This window comes from Gemmatimonadota bacterium (genome assembly GCA_041390125.1).
Classification (GTDB): Bacteria; Gemmatimonadota; Gemmatimonadetes; order Longimicrobiales; family Gaopeijiaceae; genus JAGQIF01.
The window spans coordinates 276,517-294,148 of sequence record JAWKQN010000008.1; the positions used below are offsets into that span (position 1 = coordinate 276,517).

A 17,632-nucleotide genomic window follows, 5' to 3' on the forward strand; every position below is an offset into this window, starting at 1 on the left:
TCATCCCATGCTCGGACTCGCCATCACCCTCGCCGTGATCGCGCTCATCGCCGCGGTCCTCGGATTCGGCGGTATCGCAGGAGCCTCTGCCGGCCTCGCCAAGATCGTCTTCTTCGTATTCCTGGTCCTGGCCATCCTCGCGTTCCTCTTCTGAGGAAGTAGCGCCGTGGACCAATCGTGGACTTCCAGACCGGAGGGATCTGTGCGACAGACCATGTGGGTATTCCTGGCCGCAATGACCGCGCTGGGGTGTGAGGTGGATCAGACCCAGCAGGGCGAGCTTCCAGACGTGGACGTGGACGTCGAGGAAGGGGCCTTGCCCGAATACGACGTCGAGTGGGCCGACGTGGACGTCGGCACCACGGAACGCACGGTGACGGTGCCCAAGTTGGTCGTGGTGATGGAAGAAGAGACGGTGAGTGTGCCGGTCATCGATGTCTCCATGCCCGAGGGAGATGATCGCGAGATCGTGGAACGGACCCTGACGGTGGAGACCGAGGTTCCGCATGCCGGCTACGATCTCAGCATCGAGCACGTCTTCGCGGAAGAGAATCGTGTGCACGTGATCGCTCGACTCACCGAGAATCGCACGGACGCCCCGCCGCAACAGGTGCGGGTATCGGATCGCCTGGTGATCAATGCGCCGGACACCGACGTCCGCTACTACATCGTGGGCGCGCGCCCGGAGGGCGTGCACAACGACCAATACGAGTTCATCGACACCGTCGATGCCCTACCCATGGATATCCGGGACGCCCGCGAGATCTACAGCGCGCCTTCCTGAGCGACGTCGCCTTCCTGGATGACCTCGTCCATCGGCTGCGGTCCGCCCTCCCCATCGGAGGGCGGCCGGGCAGCCCCCTCACGCTTCAAGAACAGGACGGTCAGCGGAGGCAGATCCAGCTCCAGGAACTGATCCCGACCGTGGAGCGGCTCGGGCACGGTGTGGAAGACGTCGGCTCCCAGCCGACCGCCACCACCGTGCTCGGGCGCGTCCGAATCCAGCAGCACCTCGTACCGGCCCGGGTGCGGCACCGCCAGGCGATACCCCTTCCACGTGACCGGCGTGAGGTTGACCACCACCACCACGGACTCCTCCCAGTCGCGGGACCAGCGGACGAAGGAGATCGTGGAGCGCTCGGCGTCGTGCACGTCCAGCCACTCGAACCCTTCGGGCACGGTATCCCATTCGTGCAGCGCCCGCTCCTCACGGTAGGCGCGATTGAGCGCCCCGACCCAGTTCTGCAGCCGTCGGTGGAGCGGCTGCTCCAGGAGGGGCCAGTCCAGCTCCCCTTCGAAGTCCCACTCGCGCCACGTGCCGAGCTCGCCCCCCATGAACAGCAGCTTCCGGCCGGGATGGGCCCACATGTAGCCGAACAGCACGCGCAGCGTGGCGTGCTTGTCCAGCGGACCACCCGGCATCTTTGAAAGGAGCGAGCCCTTCATGTGCACGACCTCGTCGTGCGACAGCGGGAGGAGGAAGCGCTCGGCGAACGCGTAGACGAGCGAGAAGGTGAAGCGGTGATGCAAGCCCTTCCGGAAGAGCGGGTCGGCCTGGAATACCTCCAGGGTGTCGTGCATCCACCCCATGTTCCACTTCACGTCGAACCCCAGACCGCCCCGGTCCAGCCCGTGCGTCACGCCGGGCCAAGCGGTCGACTCCTCCGCACACACGAGGACATCCGGGTGGTCGTGGTGGATACGGCCGTTCAACTCCTCGAGGAACGCGACCGCCTCCAGGTTCTCGCGTCCTCCCCGCACGTTGGGCTCCCACTGGCCCTCCTCACGGGAGTAGTCCAGGTAGAGCATGGAGGCCACGGCGTCGAGCCGGAGCCCGTCGATGTGGAAGTTTTCGATCCAATGCAGGGCTGACGAGATCAGGAAGGCCCGCACCTCGTCACGCGCGTAGTTGAAGATGAAGGTGCGCCAGTCCGGATGGACGCCCTTGCGCGGATCGGCGTGCTCGTAGAGGTGGGTGCCGTCGAAGACACCGAGGCCGTGCGCGTCGGTGGGAAAGTGCGCGGGAACCCAATCCAGGATGACGCCCAGCCCCAAGCCGTGGGCCCGGTCCACAAACGCGCGGAAGTCGTCGGGGCTGCCATGACGCGCCGTCGGTGCGAAGTACCCGAGCGTCTGATAGCCCCAGCTCATGTCGAGGGGGTGCTCGGTGATGGGCATGAGCTCGACGTGGGTGAAGCCCAGGTCACGGACGTACGGCAGTAGCGTATCGGCGAGCTCACGATAGGAGAGCCACCCCGGCTCGCCGTCCCGGGGCCGCGCCCCCGGCCGTCGACGCCAGGACGCCAGGTGGACCTCGTAGATCGAGACGGCCGCGCCGTCGGCATGCCGGTCCGGTCGCAGCGCGAGCCACTCCGCATCCGACCAGACATGGCCCGACGGCGCCACCACCACGGAGGCCGTGGCTGGCCGCACCTCCATCCCGAAGCCGACGGGATCCGCCTTGAGGATGTCCCCCGTCCGGAAGCGGCTGCGCAACGCGTACTTGTAGACCGCACCGGGACGGACCCCCGGCAGGAAGATCTCCCAGACGCCGCTCGGCGTGCGGTGCCGCATGGGGTGGAGGGTGGGATTCCATCCATTGAAGTCCCCGACGACGCTGACGCGCTCCGCGGTGGGCGCCCAGACCGCGAAGCGCACCCCCTGCACCCCGCCCAGCTCCACCACGTGGGCACCGAGCACCTGGTGGATCCGGCCGTCCGTGCGCTTGATCCGGTCCAACTCCTCGTCCGGGAGGACGGGGCCGAACCGGTAGGGGTCCTCCAACTCCACCGGGCCCGATCCGCCGTGCGCGATCAGGCGATAGCGGGGCGGCGTCGCTCCGCCGGGCACGCGGGATTGGAAGAGCCCGCGCTCGTCGGTCCGCACCATCTCCACCGACCCACCCGCGTGCACGAGCTCGAGGCGCGCGGCCCAGGGCAGCCACACGCGTACCACCCACCCCTCCCCTTCCCCCGAGACCGGGTGGGGGCCCAGCAGGGCAAAGGGATCGGCCAGCCGGCCCTGCGCCAGCGCGTCGACGAGATCACGGTCCAGGTCGTGCATCCGCGGAAGCTATCCACTCCGCATGCCTCGGCGCACCGGTTCGCCGTCCGGGCGCGAAACCCGTTACCTTCAGGCGTCGCTCACGCCACGAGCCGATCTACCATGGTCACGACCGTCCGCAGCAAGGCCGCGCCGCCCGCCGCACCCGCGATGAAGGGGGTCCCTCCCCTGGGCGCCGGAATCGTCCACCTGGTGGGGGAGTATTGGCCGTACGCCCGCACCGGGGGGTTGGCGGAAGCGGTGCGCGGGCTGGCGGAGCACCAGGCGGCATCGGACACGCCCACCTGGGTGTTCCTTCCCCTGTATCGCAGCGTCCAGCAGACCGGCGTGCAGCTGGAGCCGTTCGGAGACCCGTTCGACGTGCCGCTCGGCCCGCGCACGGAGGAGGCGCGCCTGTGGAAGGCCCCTTCGACGCCGGGCCATCCGACCGTGGTCTTCGTCTCCCACCCGCACTACTTCGACCGCCCCGGCCTGTACGGCGAAGACGGCGACTACCCGGACAACCACCGCCGCTTCGCGTTCTTCGTCAAAGCCGCCCTGCTCTCCATCCCGCGGCTCGGGGACCGGCGTTGGGTCGTCAACGCGCACGACTGGCACACCGCCCTGGCGCCCGTCCTGCTGCGCACCGAGCTGGCCGGGCAACCCGTGTTCGACGCCATGGCGACGGTCCTGTCCGTGCACAACGCAGGGTACCAGGGGCATTTCGCGCCTGAGACCCTCGTGGACCTGGGCCTGCCGCTGGACCTCTTCCACTGGGCCCGGATGGAGTGGTACGGACGGGTCAACTGGCTCAAGGGGGGCCTGGTCTACGCGGACTTCGCCGCCACGGTGAGCCCCACCCACGCCTACGAGCTGCGCACCCCCACCGGCGGATTCGGCCTGCACGACCAGTTCATCGCGTTGGGGGACCGTCTGGTCGGCATCCTGAACGGGATCGACCTGTCCATCTGGGATCCGGAGCACGACCCGGTGCTGCCCGGCCGGTTCACCAAGGACGCGCTCGAGGGAAAGGCGCTGTGCAAGGCCGACCTCCAGCGCGCCGCCGGCCTCCCGGAGGAGCCGCGCAAGCTGCTCGTGGGGATGACCGCGCGGCTCGCCCAACAGAAGGGGTTCGACATCCTCCTCGGGGACGGGCTCCTGTACCGGATCGACGCGCAGTTCGTCTTCGTCGGAGAAGGAGAGGCCCGGTACCGCAACGCCCTGGCAGAGGTGGCGGCCAACATCCCGGACCGGGTCGCCGTCCGGTTCGTCTTCACCGAGGAGCGCGAGCATCGGCTGCTGGCGGGCGCTGATGCGCTGCTCATGCCGTCGCTCTACGAGCCGTGCGGTCTCACCCAGATGCGCGCGCAGCGCTACGGTGCGTTGCCCATCGTACGGAGGGTCGGTGGCCTGTCCGACACCGTGGAGGACCAGGTGACCGGGTTCGTCTTCGACGAGTACTCCCCCGCCGGACTCGAACGGGCCATCCGGCGCGCCTTGGCCACGTACCAGGACGAGCGCGCCTGGAACAACCACATGCGGGAAGCCATGAGCCGGGACTTCGGTTGGGGTCGCTCCGCGATCCGCTACCTGGACCTGTACCGGCGGGCGCTCGCGGCGCACGCACGGGCGTCCTGACGCGCCTGGAGCTCGCCCTGGTGTGAGCACCCCCCGCCGTTCGGTCGTGCTGCACGGCCACTTCTACCAACCTCCGCGCGAAGACCCCTGGTTCGACGAGGTGGAGGCCCAGCCGTCCGCCGCACCGGACCACGACTGGAACGCGCGCATCGAGCGCGAGTGCTACCGGGCCGTGGTCGCCGCACGCATCCTCGACGGCGACGGCCGCATCGAGGGCGTGGTGAACACCCTCGAGCGGATCAGCTTCGACGTGGGGCCGACCCTGCTGCACTGGATGGAACGGCACGCGCCGGGCACCTATGCAGCCATCCTCGAAGCGGACCGCCGGAGCGTCGAGCGCCTGGGCCATGGCAACGCCATCGCCATGGCGTTCCATCATCCGATCCTCCCGCTCAGCGACCCCCGGGACCGCCTGACCGAGATCCGCTGGGGGATCGCCGACTTCCGCAGACGCTTCGGCCGCCCTCCGGAAGGGATGTGGATGCCGGAGACCGCCATGGATGCGGCCACGCTCGACGCGCTCGCAGGCGAGGGGATCCGTTTCACCATCGTCGCTCCACACCAGATCGATCCCCTGCCGCCCGACGGGGGCGCCGCGCGCATCCGCACGCTCGGCGGGCACGAGATCGCCGTCTTCGCCTACGATGGGGACCTGGCGCGTGGGGTCGCGTTCGGCGAGCTGTTGCATGATGCGCGGCAGTGGGCAGAGCGCTGGGCCGCGCCCGGCGATCCACTGAAGCTGGTTTCGCTCGCGGTCGACGGTGAGACGTTCGGCCACCACCATCGGTTCGCCGACATGGCACTCGCCGCAGTGCTGCGCACGATGGAGCAGCGGCCGGACGTGCAGGTGGAGAACTTCGCCTCGTGGCTGGCTCGCAATCCCGCAGTGCACGAGGCACGCCTGGTCGCCCCGTCCGCCTGGAGCTGCGCCCACGGCGTGGAGCGCTGGCGCAGCGAGTGCGGCTGCAAGCTCGACCCGTCGGCGTCGACGCGGCAGACGTGGCGCGCTCCGCTACGGGCCGCGGTCGATTGGCTGGCGGAGGAGCTGCATGGCATCTTCGCGCGTGAAGGGGCCGGCTGCTTCCACGACCCCTGGCGGGCCCGCGACGCCTACGGCGGCCTCCCGGCACACCTGGACGCCCGCGAGCGCCTCGCTGCGCTCGCGGACCTGGTCATCGCTCCGCTCCCCGACCCCGTGCGCGCGCTGGAGCTGCTCGAGATGGAGCGTAACGCGCTGCGCATCTTCACCTCGTGCGCGTGGTTCTTCGATGACCTGGCCCGCATCGAGCCGATCCAGATCCTCCGGTACGCCGCTCGGGGCATCGAGCTGGCCGGTACGGAGCGGGCGCGCCTGGACGAAGGCTTCCGGACCCGACTCGCCGTGGCCCGAAGCAACGATGCCACCGAAGGGACCGGTGCCGACATCTATGCGCGGCACGCCCGGACTCCCGTGCCGGCGGAGGTGCGCGCGGCGGCCGGCGGAGCCCTGCTCCACCGGCTGAACGCGGCGTCGGGGACGCGGGTGGGCGCCTACGACGTCCATGTGCTCGCGGAGGAGCCGCTGCGCACGCGCGTGGAGCATGTCCCCACGGGCCGGACGTGGAGCTTCGAGGTACGGACCGGCGCGGAGCTGGAGCCGTCCCCGGTGGTCCGCGTGCGCGATGGGGACGGGGCCGAGACCCGTCTGGAGCTCGCGGACCTGCCGGAGGCGGCGCGCATCCCCGTGACGCGCGCCCTCGAGGCCGGTCTGCTCGACCGGGTCCTGGGGGAGCCGGATCGGCATGCCCTGCTGACGGGCGTCCCCCGCGACCGCGTGGTCCGCCGGGCCTGCCTGCACCGCGTGGACGCCCTGGTCGCGCATCCCGACCCGAGCCCCGACCGGGTCATAGCGGCACTGGACGCGGCCCGGCTCGTGCGCTTCTATCGGCTGGACGTGCCGTTCGAGGCGCAGACGGCCCTCTGGCGCTGGCTGGACCGGCTCGGCCACCCCGCCGCGCTGACGGGACTGGCCCACCTGTACGGCATCGCGGCGGGAGGCCCATGAGCACCCCCGACTTCGTCTTCGTCCTGCACCTGCACCAGCCGGTCGGGAACTTCGATCACGTGATCGCGGAGCACGCCACCGAGGTCTACATCCCGTTGCTGGATGCGCTCGCCGACGGCGGCGTGCTGCCGCTGGGCATCCACGTATCGGGGCCGCTGCTCGACTGGCTGGCCGCGCACCAACCCCGCTTCCTCGACCGCCTGGGTCGTCTGGTGGCGGACGGTCGGGTGGAGCTGCTGGCGGCCGGGTTCTACGAGCCCGTCCTCGCCGCGCTCGACCGGACCGAGCGGGCCGAGCAGGTGCGCTGGATGCGCGACGCGCTCCGGACGCGCTTCGGTGCCGAGGCCACGGGTCTCTGGCTCACCGAGCGCGTGTGGGAGTCGGGCATGATCCCGGAGCTGGCACAGAGCGGCATCGAGTACGTGCTGGTCGACGACTGGCATTTCCGCGTGAGCGGCGTCGAGCCCGAGCGCGTGCAGGGGCCCTACCATCTGGAGGGCGACGGCCACCGCCTGCGCGTCCTGCCGATCCACGAGACGTTGCGGTACCTCATCCCCTTCCGTCCCGCGCACGAGATCGTGGAGCACTTCCGCCTGCTCGGCCAGGCGGAGCAGCCCGGTCTGGCGGTCTTCGGGGACGACGGCGAGAAGTTCGGCGGCTGGCCCGGCACGCGTGCCTGGGTCTGGGAGAGCGGATGGATCGACGCCTTCGTGCGCGGCCTGGCCGAGGCGCAGCAGCGGGGCCTGGTGCGGCTGTGCACTCCATCCGAGGCGCTCCAGCGGCACGCCGGACAAGGGCTGGCCTACCTTGCGTCGTCGTCCTATCGGGAGATGGAGGAGTGGGCCCTCCCGGTCGGGCCGGCCCGGGCGTTCCGCGCGCTGCTCGATCGCACGCACGAGCACGACAATCCTCGACTGCGGGGCTCGCACTGGCGCAACTTCCTGGTGCGCTACTCCGAAGCGAACCGGCTGCACAAGAAGACGCGCGCCCTGAGCGCGCTCTGCCGGGCCCGCCATGATCCGCCCGCGGTGCGTCACGCCATCGGCCGCGCGCAGGGGAACGATCCGTACTGGCACGGCCTCTTCGGCGGCGTCTACATGAAGCACCTGCGCGATGCCGCGTGGCGGAGCCTGGCCGAAGCGGAAGGGACGCTCCGCGCCGGGCAGCCGCTCCAGACCGAGGTACGCGACGTCGACGGGGACGGCGAGCCGGAGCTCTGGATCCACTCCGCGCGCTTCTCCGCGCTGCTCAGCCCGGCCCGTGGGGGACGGATCGAGGAGTGGACCGTCTTCGAGACCGGGATCAACTTCGCGGACGTGCTGACACGCCGGGAGGAGGCGTATCACGCATACGCGCTGCAGCGAGGGCGCGAGCGCGGCGGACGGCCCGAGGGGTCGGATCCGCACTCGACGGAGGGCACCGCGTCCATCCATGACCTCGAGCACGGGTTCGTGCTCTACGATGCGCCGGCCGTGGACGAGGAAGATCGCTCCCTGCTCGTCCCTCGCGTGCTCCCCTCCGAGCTGGATGCGGCGGCGTATGCCTCGGGTCGCTACGACGCCGTGTGGGCGTGGCCGCGGCGACCCGTGCGGTGGTCGCTGGAGCGCGCCCGCGGCGCGGCCCTCGTGACACTCGAGGCGGGCGACCCGCACGACGTGCGGGCGATCCTGCACTTCGGACCGGACGGCAGCCTGGCCGCGGAGTATGCCTGGGCACCGGACGCGTTCCCCGCGAACGCCTGGTTCGCCGTCGAGGTCTCACACTCCGCCGACCTCGACATCGACGACGAGGACGCGCGCTCGACCTGGTGCCATCCGATCGTGACGGTTCCGCGCTCGGAGCAGGGATTCGAGTGGATCACGCAGGGCACGTCGTCCACCCTGCGCTGGCCCACCGAACGAGGCCGCGCCCGCCTGACGCTCCGGCCCCGACGCGGCAACGCGCAAGGCATCTAGCAGTTTGCCAGGGGTCTGTCTCCTGGCCCCTGGTGCGCTCGCCCCACATCCCCGGTGGCCCGTGCGCCACCGTTCGCGCTCCGACCTCCACTTGGGGACGTGGCGCGCCTCCCACACCGCACCCGGGGCGGCGAGGCACGGGAGGTGCCCTCTGACAGGCCGGACGACGCACGAGCCCCTCGACACCGGTTCCGCGCATGCCTCAGGTCCTCAAGGCCAAGAAAGCGAAGCGCAGGCGCAAGAGCCGGTCGACCCCGGAGCCGGCGGCGCGCGCGTCGCACTCCAGGGCGGCCAAGGGGAGGCCCGCCGCGAAGCCCGTCCTGCCAGCATCCCCCCCGGCCGCGGCTGATCCCGCGGCCGCGCTGGCGGCGAGCTTCCGGCGGGCCCTTCACGGGCTCTGGTTCGCCTACCAGCCGGTCGTGGACGGCCGCTTCCAGATCGTGGGCTACGAAGCCTTCCTGCGAAGCCACGAGCCCGGGATCGATACCGCCCGCCCCCTGCTCGAGACGGCACGGCGACTCGAGCGCTCCGACGACCTGTTGCTGCAGATGTGGAACCACGCGCCCGAGCCCTTCGGGCCCGGCGGCCTCGATCGCGCCTGGTTGTTCATGAACGTGGAGCCCGCCGAGCTGGTCGTGTTCCGTGACCTGGCCCGCGGCGGCCCTCTCCGGGCGATGGCCGATCGCGTCGTGGTGGAGGTCACCGAGCGCGCCGCCGTCCTCCCGCATTCGGGCATGCAGCACGCTGCCGAGGACCTGCGCTCCATGGGCTTCCGCATCGCGATCGACGACTTCGGAGGCGCCTGGACGGGAATCGCCACCTTCGCCGCCTTGCAGCCGGACCTGGTCAAGCTGGACGGCGCGCTGATCCGCGGGATCGACAAGAGCCGCCACCGGCGGCTGTACGTGCGCAAGATGCTCGAGATGTGTGACGAGCTCGGCGCCCGGGTCGTGGCCGAGGAGGTGGAGACACCGACCGAGTTCGAGACGCTGCGCGACCTCGGATGTCACTACCTCCAGGGCTTCCACGTGGGACGGCCCGAGGCGTTGGGGCGGCCGGGCATGTGACCGGCGCGCAGGCACGCTGGCACGCGCCGGTCGCACAAGCGGTTCCGGTCGGTCCGCGTTCGCTCCGACGCCCGGGCCGCATCGCGGCCCGGCGACCGGTGACCTCCGAGGCTAGCGCCCGGAGCGCTTCTCGGGTCCGATCCGCTCCGAGCGCGCCTCCCACGACTCGCCCCGCTCGATCCAATCCGCCGCCGGCTCACCCTTGAGCCAGTGATCGAACCACTGCAGGATGCGGCGATGGTAGTCCACCTGCTGCGTCTCCTCCCGCAGGCCGTGGTCGGCGCCGGGGTACACCAGCAGCACCACGTTCTTCCCGGCCCGGCGGGCGTAGTTGTAGAACTCGAGTCCCTGCCGGAAATCCACGACGCCGTCGGCGTCGCCGTGCATGAGCAGCATCGGCGTCTCCAGGTCCTGGATGTGCGCCGCCGGCGAGCTCTCCAGATGACCCTGCAGGTCCTCCCAGTACGGCACCGCCATGCGCGCTTGTCCGGTCTCCCAGTGACCGGTCTCGGGCAGTCCGCCGTTCCAGTGTACGGCACCCATGAAGCTGAGGAAGTTCGTGATGGCCGCGCCGGCCACGGACGCCGCGAACCGGTTGGTGCGGGTCGGCAGATACGCCGCCTGGTACCCGCCCCATGAATGGCCGATCAGACCCATCCGGTCGGGATCCACGTGTCCGGTGGCCACCGCGGCGTCCAGCGCGTGCTCGACCGCATCCAGCGCAGACGGCCCCGGTCGTCCGGGTTCGTACACGATGTCGGGCATCAGCACGAAGTAGCCCTGCTGGGACCACACCTGGTAGTTGTAGTAGTTGCGTTGGCTGGGTGTGTAGTAGCGGTGGAGCCCGTCGGAGAGACGCTCGTACTGGTAGAGGATGAGCGGGTAGCGCTTCCCTTCCTCGAAGCCGGCCGGGTAGACCAGGATGGCCTGCAGGTCGTTCCCCGCGTCCGTGGTGTAGTCCAGCAGCTCGGTGCGGCCCCAGGCGTAGTCGTCCTGGAACGCGTTGACCTGCGTGACCTGACGCAGCGGACGCAGGTCGGCGTCTCCCACGAACACGTCGGGCGCATCATCCCAGCGTTCCTTGCGCACGGCGTAGCGGTCGGCCTCCTCGGCCTTGGTCAGCCCACTCACGCGCGCGTCCTCGAAGACCAGCGACTCGACCGTTCCTCCCGGGCGCACGCGGGCATATCCGGACGCACGCGTACGCAGATCGGTCTCGGAGAGCCAGAGCTCCGCGTCGGCCTTCACCACGTAGGGGTCGGAGAACGACAGGTCGGGGTCCATCCGCACCACCCGGTACTGCCGATCGCGCGCGGCACCGTCGGTCAGGCGCTCCAACGCACCCGTATTCAGGTCCGCGCTCCAGACGTCATGCTTGTCGTAGAGCACCACGCGGGACGGCTCCTCCGTCCAGGCGGCCACCCCCCAGGGCGGGCGCGGTCCGGGGTAGTCGTAGTCGAAGAGGGCGCGCGTGAACTGTCCCGGCTCGCCGAGGGTCACCCGCGCAAGTGAAGCCAGGTCGATCGCCACCCACCGATCCTCCTCGTACACCAGCGCGCGTCCGTCCACCGGGCCGGCGTCGATTCCGTACTGCACGCCCTGCGCAACGCGCGTTCGACTTCCGTCGCGCACGTCCACACGGTACCAGTCGGCAGCCCCGTCCCCGAAGCGGCGCTCGAAGCGGTAGGGGGTGTAGTCCGGCACCAGTCCCCAGCGCCCGCCCTCGACGATCTCAACCGGCTCGTCGAGGTCATCGGCGAGCACGACCACGCGGTCGTCACCCAGATGCCAGGCCGTGGCCAGCGTGGCGTTGGCGATGCGCGTCGCGAAGTACTCCTGCGCCCGCAGGATCTGGTCGTCATCCCAGTGCCAGACCTGGACGTTGGCCTCCTCCACCTCGTCGGCGGCGGTGGCCGACGAGTCGGCGGCCGGCTGCCCCACACCGCTATCCACGCCGTCCCCGGGCGGGTCGCGCTCTGCGTCCTCGCGCTCTGCGTCCTCTGCGTCCGGTGGCGCGGCAGACGCTCCCCTGTCCGCCCCCGCCTCGGCGTCCGCGGCCTTCACCTTCCAGGGCCGCACGCCCAGGAAGACGGTTCCCCCGTCGTCGCTCCAGGCGATGCCGCCCGAGTCGGTGATCCGCAGCGTATCGCCGAGCTCCGCCCGACCGACGCCCCGAAGCACCCGCGGCGCACCCGCGGGATCGGCCCACACCAGGAGGTCGTGCGAGTCCTCCGCGCGCGTCTCCAGCGTGGTCGAGCGCAGCACACCGAGGGCACCCGTGTCTTCGTGCCACGTGAGCGCCCGGTACCGGGCATCGTGCGAGTCGAGCGTCCTCAGCGTCCCGGTGTCGGGATCGTAGAGGACGACGCCGTTCGCGTCCCCGCCGGCTGTGCGCAGCGTGGCGGCGAGCGTGCTGCCCTCCGGCTTCCACGCGAACGTCTCCACGTTGCCGATGACCGTGCGCGTGCCACCGGCCGGGTCCAGCACGATCAGGTCGGCACCCACCGTGTCGGCAACGGCGATGGCGTGTGCGGCCAGCCAGCGGCCATCGTCCCGGAACGTGAGGTCGCTCACCTCGAAGAGCACGGTGTCCCTGCCGGTGGTCAGGTCCACCAGACCCAGCCGGTCCCGGATGGGGCCTTCCGCCTTCTCGCGCTCGTCGGGGCTCACACCCTTCCGGTAGGCGAGCCAGCGTCCCCGGGCATCGAAGAGAGGGCGGGTGCCGTGCTGCAGCACCACCGCCGGTCCGCTTCCGTCCGCGCGCGTCAGGCGCAGCTCGTCCGATTCGTCGACCCGGCGGATGGACGCCACCAACCAGGTGCCGGTGGGGTCGAGCGCGAAGGCGCCCAGGTTCTCGAAGCGGCCGTAGTCGGAAGGGGGCACCGTGGGTCGCTGCGCCGTCAGCGGCGCCACGGTGAGAAGCAGCGCGCCCAGGAAGAGCGACATACGCAGGAGCGGCATCAGGGACTCCGGTCGGGAAGGACGGATCAGTCGTTCGTGGGACGCGAGGCGCCCCTCGATCGTTGCAGATCGGAGCATCACGACGCGGGATGGCGTGCGGCCAGCGCGTTGATGTCCGCCACCTCGAGCCTGGGGGAGGGTGCACCGGCCACCGCGGCCTCGATCATCGCACGCCCCACCTTCTCCGTGGTGGTGAGATGGCGCGGCACGAGTCGCTCCAGCAGCGGATACAGCGGGGCCACGAACACGTAGAGCGCCCGGTAGAGCGGCGTGCTGGACGTGGCGCCGCGCCGCGGCTGGATGTAGCCGGGCCGGAACATGTAGGCGGCCCGGAACGGGAGACGGAGCAGGGCGTTCTCCGTCTTCCCCTTCACGCGGGCCCACATGAAGCGTCCCTGCTCCGTCTCGTCCGTCCCCGCTCCGGTCACGTAGCAGAACACGCAGTCGGGGCTGACCTTGGCCACGGCGCCGGCCGCGGACAGGGTCAGGTCGTAGGTGAGGCGTGCGTACTCCGCTTCGGACTTCCCCGCCGCCGAAACCCCCAGCGTGAAGAGGCAGGCGCCGGCGCCCGCGAGATCGCTCGTGATCTGGCCGTAGTCGAAGAAGTCGCCGTGGATGACTTCGCGCAGCTTGGGATGCGTGCGGCCCCCGGGGCGTCGGGTGATGGACACCACCTCGGTGACGCGGGGGTCGTCCAGGCACTCGAGCAGCACACCGGTCCCCACCATGCCGGTGGCGCCGAACAGGAGGACCTTCATGCGGGTGCGCTCCTTCGGACGAGGCCGGTGACGGAGGGCGGTGACGGGACGTCGCGGCGACCGGGGCGTTGCCAGGGCGCCGGAGGACGTCCGGAGTTTCCGGGCGAAGGTAGGGGCGGACCGGCCGTCAAGGCCACACCGACGAGGAGAGCTCGGGCCGGGGGCGCCACAATGGCGCAACCGGCCGTGCACCGTCACGTTCGGCCATGGACTCGCCCGCCGCTGCCCGTCCGTCGTGGAGTCTGCTCGTCTTCCTGGCGCTCGCCGGAACCACGGCCGCGCTTCTGGGCACGGCGGTCCACGAGGTGCTCGGACATGGACTCGTGGCGCTCCTGCTCGGCGGTCGGTTCCACGACGTGTACGTCGGGGTGCTGGACGGACAGGCCGGTGCGGTGGCCTCGGGTCCCCGCAACGCCGTCGTGCTCGCGGCCGGCGCGCTGTCCGAGCTGCTGCTGGGCGCCGCCGCGTGGATCGCCCTGCGGCGGAGGCTGCGCGGCGATCCATCGAGGTCCCACGGAGGGATGCGGCCCTTCCTCTGGCTGCTGGCCCAGCACTCCGTGCTGGCCGGCTGGGTGTACATGACGGCCGGACCGGCGCTCGCGACGGCGAGCGGCGGAACCGGCGGCGACTGGACGCTCCTGTTCCGGACCTGGGGAGTGCCTCCGCTGCCGCTGTTCGTCGTGGGCCTCATCGGGGCGGTCCCGCTGACCGCGTCTTTGATGCGGGACGCGGTGCGGGTGACCGCGGCCGCGGGCATCGGAGCCCGGCCCGCGTCGCGACGCCAGCCCTCCGTCGCGGAGGAACGGCTCGCCGCGTCGGCTCGCGCGGCTCCGGTATCAGACCCCCCGTCCGCCGCGCACGCGGGACTGCGCGCGTTCACGCTGCTCGTCCTGCCCTCCATCGTGCTCCGCAGCCTGTACGCGGTCGCCGTCGCGCCCTGGAGATCCGCGCCGTTGCTCCCGACCCTGGGCGACCTGTTCGACGACCTGCTGCTGGCCGGCCTGGCTGCGCTCTGGCTCCGGTGGCGGCCCGGTGCGTCGCACCGGTCTCCTACCCCGGTCGGCGATCCGCCCGCGCCGGCACGGCTTGCCGGGTGGAACGGCTTCCTGCTCGGTGCGGTCGGGGTCACCCTCCTGGTCTTCGGGCCGACGCAGGAGCTCCGGCGGGGCCTGTCGATCGGGCCCCCGAGCCCCGACCAGTACATCGGTGTGGCGCAGCGCCTCGAGCTGACCGTGGACCTCTCGGACTCCTCAGCGTCCCTGCTGCGGGTCCGGTCCACGCCCCGGCCGGGCGTCGGTGCCCGCTACCGCCGCCGTCTCACGGCCGAGCTGGCGGAGCGAGGCCCGTCCCCGTCCGGAGCGCGCGAGCTCACCGCGTTCATGGCCCGCTGGAACGTGGATGGCGCGCGCGTCGCGGATCTGTCGACACCCCGTGCGGAGGGGGACGCCTGGACCTGGGAGGCCCGGCTGGAGAACGTGCCCGACCCGTTGATCCTGCGGGTATGGCCTCTCACCTGGGTCCAGGAGTCGCGCGTGGAGCGGGTGCGGATCGTGGGTGCGCGCGTCCTGGCCGCGACGGACGGAGGGCGCGTCGGGACGGATGGAGAGGACGTGGTGTGGACGCGGCCGCAGGATGCGAGGCAGGTGGACAGCGTGGTGGTGGCGTGGCGGCGACGGTGACGAACGCGCGCGGCTCCCCTCGCGGGAGCCGACGCGCCGTTCCTTGTCACCCCTGCGCCGCGTGCCACGCCTCCAGCACCTCGGCCTCGCGCTCCCGGGTGAGCCCGAAGGGTCGGGCCGCCACTTGCTCAGGGTCGCGCGAGCGCTCGAACTCCAGCGCGTCACGGGCCGTGACGGTCAGCGGTCGGAAGGTCAGCCCCGCGGCCACCGAGGCGCTCACATCCACGAACATGAGCGGATCTCCCGGGATCCACGAAGGAAAGTCCCGCCACGGCATCAGCCCCTGCGCCTCCAGGAAGGACTCCGGCACCCACGTCAACGTGTGCGGGGTGTCCGTGGCCGCGCCGATCTGCTCGAGCGCGGTCCCGAACTCGAGACGTTCACCCGGCCCGGTTCCGTTGAAGACGCCGGCCGTCTGCGCCTCGGCCAGCCGTACGATCCACTCGGTCAGGTCGCGCTGATCGATCACCTGGTACGCATGCTCCGGACGACCCGGCGCCAGCACCTCGCCTCCGTCGTCCATCCGCCGCGGCCAGTAGCCGAAGCGGTTGGTCTCGTCACCGGGACCCACGATGAGCCCGGGGCGCACCACGGCCGATCGCCCGGGGAACGCGGCCTGCACGATGCCCTCGCTCAGCGCCTTCATGTGTCCGTAGGCCGCCGGGTCGCCGTGCGACCACCCCTCCGGCGCCTGCACCAGCGCGTAGTCGACGCCCACCAAGGGCTGATAGAGCACATCGTCCGCGCGGCTCCAATCGAACCCCTCCAGCGCATAGGCGGAGATGGAGGAGACGTAGATGTAGTGCTGCGTGGAGTTCTTGAGCAGCTCGGTGCTCGTCTCCACCCACCGGTAGTCCTGCCCGTTGTTGTCGATGACCACGTCCCACTCGCGGCCTTCCAGCGCGCTGTGGTCGCCCCCGCGGTCCCCCACGAGGCGCTCCACCTGCTCGGGAAGATCCGCCTCGGAACGGCCCCGGGTGAAGATGGTGACCTGATGGCCGCGGTCGATCGCGTACTGGACCGTATGGGGCCCGATGAAGCCCGTGCCGCCGAAGATCAGGAGGCGCTTGGGCGCGGGAGCGGCCGGGGCCGCGTCCTCCGCCCCACCCGCACAGGCGGCGACGCCGCCGAGTGCGAGGCCCGCACCCATCGCTCCGGTCGTCTTCAGGAAGTCGCGTCGGGTCGGCGTCATGATACGGCGTCTCCTCGGGGCTGCGAAGGGTCTGGCGGCACGGAAGCGCTCCGGGGACGGGGGATCGCTGCCGCCCAGCACCGCATCCCCCGGCGGTCGTGCCGCGGCGGCAATCTAGGGCCGGTGCGGCGGACGCCGACAGGCACCCTCGGCCGCATCGGCCCGGCTGCTGCGCGAGCCCGAGCGGTGACCTGACCTGTCGGATCACCGCGCCGAGCGGTCCGGCGGTATCGAGATCGGCAACGACCTGGTCCGCAGCATCCGCGGGATCGAGCACGGGTGCGGCGGGCCGTTGCGGCGCGGACACGGGCGTCGCGCCGGGCCGGCTGGCGCCCGCCCTGGCGCGGCCGACGCTGGCGCCACACACTCGGAACGCGCCGGCCTCGGCCCTACAACCTGGACGGTCCCCATGCCCCTCTCCGACCTCATCCAGACCGCCAACCGGGTCCTGATCGCCGAAGGGGATCTCGACCGCGTCGCCGACTTCTTCGCCGATGGCTATCGGGCCCACGGGACCGACCGCGACCTCGTGGGTCACGACGCGATCGGCAGCTACCTGCGCATGCTACGCGAGTCCTTCCCCGACCTGACGGTCGACGTGGAGATCCTGGTTAAAGGGGCGGACCGGATCGCGTGGCAACGTCGGCTCCAGGGCACGCACGCACAGGCGTTCATGGGCTTCCCCGCGTCGGGACGGCCCGTGCTCTGGCGGGACATGGTCGTGAGCCGCGTGGACGGGGACCGCATCCAGGAGGAGTGGGTTCTCACCGACCAGGTGGAGCGGATGATGCGGGCGCGGAAGGGGTGATCGGCCCTGAACGCGGGGGCGTCCGGTCGGACGCCACCAGAGCGACGCCCGTCACGACGAGCAGGACCCCCACCCAGCCGCGCCACCCGTAGCGCTCCCCCAGGAACGCCACCGAGAACAGCAGCACGAACGCCAGGCTGGTGCGGTCGACGGCGGCGACCTGCGCCGCCGCTCCCACGCGCAGCGCGGCGAAATACGCCAGCCAGGAGAGGGCGCCGGCCAGACCGGCGAGGACGATGAACGTCCAGGCGCGGCCGTCCGGCGCGGAGGCGCCGCGCAGCAGAGCCAGCTTCCCCGACCCCGCCGCGACCGCGACCAGCACCAGCGTCATCACCACCGAGCGCGCCGCGGTGGCCAGCGTGGGGTCCACGCCGCCCAGCCCGACCTTCGCGAAGATCGCGACGCCCGCGCCGCCCAGCGCAGCGACCAGGCCCAACAGCAGCACCGTGGGGCTCATGGCGTTCGCTCGCGTCGCCGAGGGCCGCGGC

Annotated in this window: 13 protein-coding genes; 8 read left to right on the plus strand and 5 right to left on the minus strand. The window is 71.3% G+C overall.

Annotation, left to right across the window (positions count from 1 at the left end):
- Window positions 1–7: 7 nt before the first annotated feature.
- Together R3E98_10390 and R3E98_10395 are read left to right on the plus strand one after the other, a co-directional pair.
- On the plus strand, window positions 8–154 hold the full coding sequence (locus R3E98_10390; protein MEZ4423811.1) for a DUF1328 domain-containing protein: 147 nt from the start codon (window positions 8–10) through the stop codon (window positions 152–154).
- Between the two features lie 48 nt (window positions 155–202).
- A complete protein-coding gene (locus R3E98_10395) occupies window positions 203–784 on the plus strand; it encodes a hypothetical protein (GenBank protein ID MEZ4423812.1) in 582 nt (193 codons plus the stop codon).
- Here the strand turns inward: R3E98_10395 and glgB are convergent.
- Window positions 766–3,063, minus strand: coding sequence for a 1,4-alpha-glucan branching protein GlgB (glgB, locus tag R3E98_10400; protein MEZ4423813.1), 2,298 nt, complete (start codon window positions 3,061–3,063; stop codon window positions 766–768). The genes R3E98_10395 and glgB overlap by 19 nt on opposite strands.
- Before the next feature lie 102 nt (window positions 3,064–3,165).
- Between glgB and R3E98_10405 the strand changes: the two genes are divergently transcribed.
- From R3E98_10405 to R3E98_10420, 4 genes are all read left to right on the plus strand, one after another.
- A complete protein-coding gene (locus R3E98_10405) occupies window positions 3,166–4,680 on the plus strand; it encodes a glycogen/starch synthase (protein MEZ4423814.1) in 1,515 nt (504 codons plus the stop codon).
- A gap of 22 nt (window positions 4,681–4,702) precedes the next feature.
- Window positions 4,703–6,724, plus strand: coding sequence for a DUF3536 domain-containing protein (locus R3E98_10410; GenBank protein MEZ4423815.1), 2,022 nt, complete (start codon window positions 4,703–4,705; stop codon window positions 6,722–6,724).
- The gene (locus R3E98_10415) at window positions 6,721–8,679 is read left to right on the plus strand and encodes an alpha-amylase/4-alpha-glucanotransferase domain-containing protein (protein ID MEZ4423816.1); all 1,959 of its coding nucleotides are present in this window, start codon (window positions 6,721–6,723) and stop codon (window positions 8,677–8,679) included. Before R3E98_10410 ends, R3E98_10415 begins: the two co-directional genes overlap by 4 nt.
- 419 nt (window positions 8,680–9,098) lie before the next feature.
- Window positions 9,099–9,746, plus strand: a complete 648-nt coding sequence (locus tag R3E98_10420) for an EAL domain-containing protein (GenBank protein MEZ4423817.1) — start codon at window positions 9,099–9,101, stop codon at window positions 9,744–9,746.
- Between the two features lie 111 nt (window positions 9,747–9,857).
- On the opposite strand, the gene R3E98_10425 is transcribed toward R3E98_10420, so the two are convergent.
- Complete coding sequence (locus R3E98_10425) at window positions 9,858–12,707, minus strand: YqiA/YcfP family alpha/beta fold hydrolase (protein MEZ4423818.1); 2,850 nt, start codon at window positions 12,705–12,707, stop codon at window positions 9,858–9,860.
- A gap of 77 nt (window positions 12,708–12,784) precedes the next feature.
- On the minus strand, window positions 12,785–13,465 hold the full coding sequence (locus tag R3E98_10430; GenBank protein MEZ4423819.1) for an epimerase: 681 nt from the start codon (window positions 13,463–13,465) through the stop codon (window positions 12,785–12,787).
- A 206-nt stretch (window positions 13,466–13,671) separates the two neighbouring features.
- Here R3E98_10430 and R3E98_10435 point away from each other — a divergent pair, with 206 nt between their 5' ends.
- The gene (locus R3E98_10435) at window positions 13,672–15,144 is read left to right on the plus strand and encodes a hypothetical protein (GenBank protein ID MEZ4423820.1); all 1,473 of its coding nucleotides are present in this window, start codon (window positions 13,672–13,674) and stop codon (window positions 15,142–15,144) included.
- 46 nt (window positions 15,145–15,190) lie between these two features.
- On the opposite strand, the gene R3E98_10440 is transcribed toward R3E98_10435, so the two are convergent.
- The gene (locus tag R3E98_10440) at window positions 15,191–16,336 is read right to left on the minus strand and encodes an NAD-dependent epimerase/dehydratase family protein (GenBank protein MEZ4423821.1); all 1,146 of its coding nucleotides are present in this window, start codon (window positions 16,334–16,336) and stop codon (window positions 15,191–15,193) included.
- Window positions 16,337–16,745: 409 nt separating this feature from the next.
- Between R3E98_10440 and R3E98_10445 the strand changes: the two genes are divergently transcribed.
- A complete protein-coding gene (locus tag R3E98_10445; GenBank protein MEZ4423822.1) occupies window positions 16,746–17,144 on the plus strand; it encodes an ester cyclase in 399 nt (132 codons plus the stop codon).
- Here the strand turns inward: R3E98_10445 and R3E98_10450 are convergent.
- Window positions 17,101–17,601, minus strand: a complete 501-nt coding sequence (locus R3E98_10450) for an EamA family transporter (protein MEZ4423823.1) — start codon at window positions 17,599–17,601, stop codon at window positions 17,101–17,103. The genes R3E98_10445 and R3E98_10450 overlap by 44 nt on opposite strands.
- Between the last annotated feature and the right edge of the window lie 31 nt (window positions 17,602–17,632).

Coding starts and splice junctions, on each gene's coding strand:
- R3E98_10425 (MEZ4423818.1), bottom strand. CDS start 12,707: ATGCCGCTCCTGCGTATGTCGCTCTTCCTGGGCGCGCTGCTTCTCACC.
- R3E98_10415 (MEZ4423816.1), top strand. CDS start 6,721: ATGAGCACCCCCGACTTCGTCTTCGTCCTGCACCTGCACCAGCCGGTC.
- R3E98_10390 (MEZ4423811.1), top strand. CDS start 8: ATGCTCGGACTCGCCATCACCCTCGCCGTGATCGCGCTCATCGCCGCG.
- R3E98_10445 (MEZ4423822.1), top strand. CDS start 16,746: ATGCCCCTCTCCGACCTCATCCAGACCGCCAACCGGGTCCTGATCGCC.
- R3E98_10405 (MEZ4423814.1), top strand. CDS start 3,166: ATGGTCACGACCGTCCGCAGCAAGGCCGCGCCGCCCGCCGCACCCGCG.
- R3E98_10450 (MEZ4423823.1), bottom strand. CDS start 17,601: ATGAGCCCCACGGTGCTGCTGTTGGGCCTGGTCGCTGCGCTGGGCGGC.
- glgB (MEZ4423813.1), bottom strand. CDS start 3,063: ATGCACGACCTGGACCGTGATCTCGTCGACGCGCTGGCGCAGGGCCGG.
- R3E98_10430 (MEZ4423819.1), bottom strand. CDS start 13,465: ATGAAGGTCCTCCTGTTCGGCGCCACCGGCATGGTGGGGACCGGTGTG.
- R3E98_10435 (MEZ4423820.1), top strand. CDS start 13,672: ATGGACTCGCCCGCCGCTGCCCGTCCGTCGTGGAGTCTGCTCGTCTTC.
- R3E98_10440 (MEZ4423821.1), bottom strand. CDS start 16,336: ATGACGCCGACCCGACGCGACTTCCTGAAGACGACCGGAGCGATGGGT.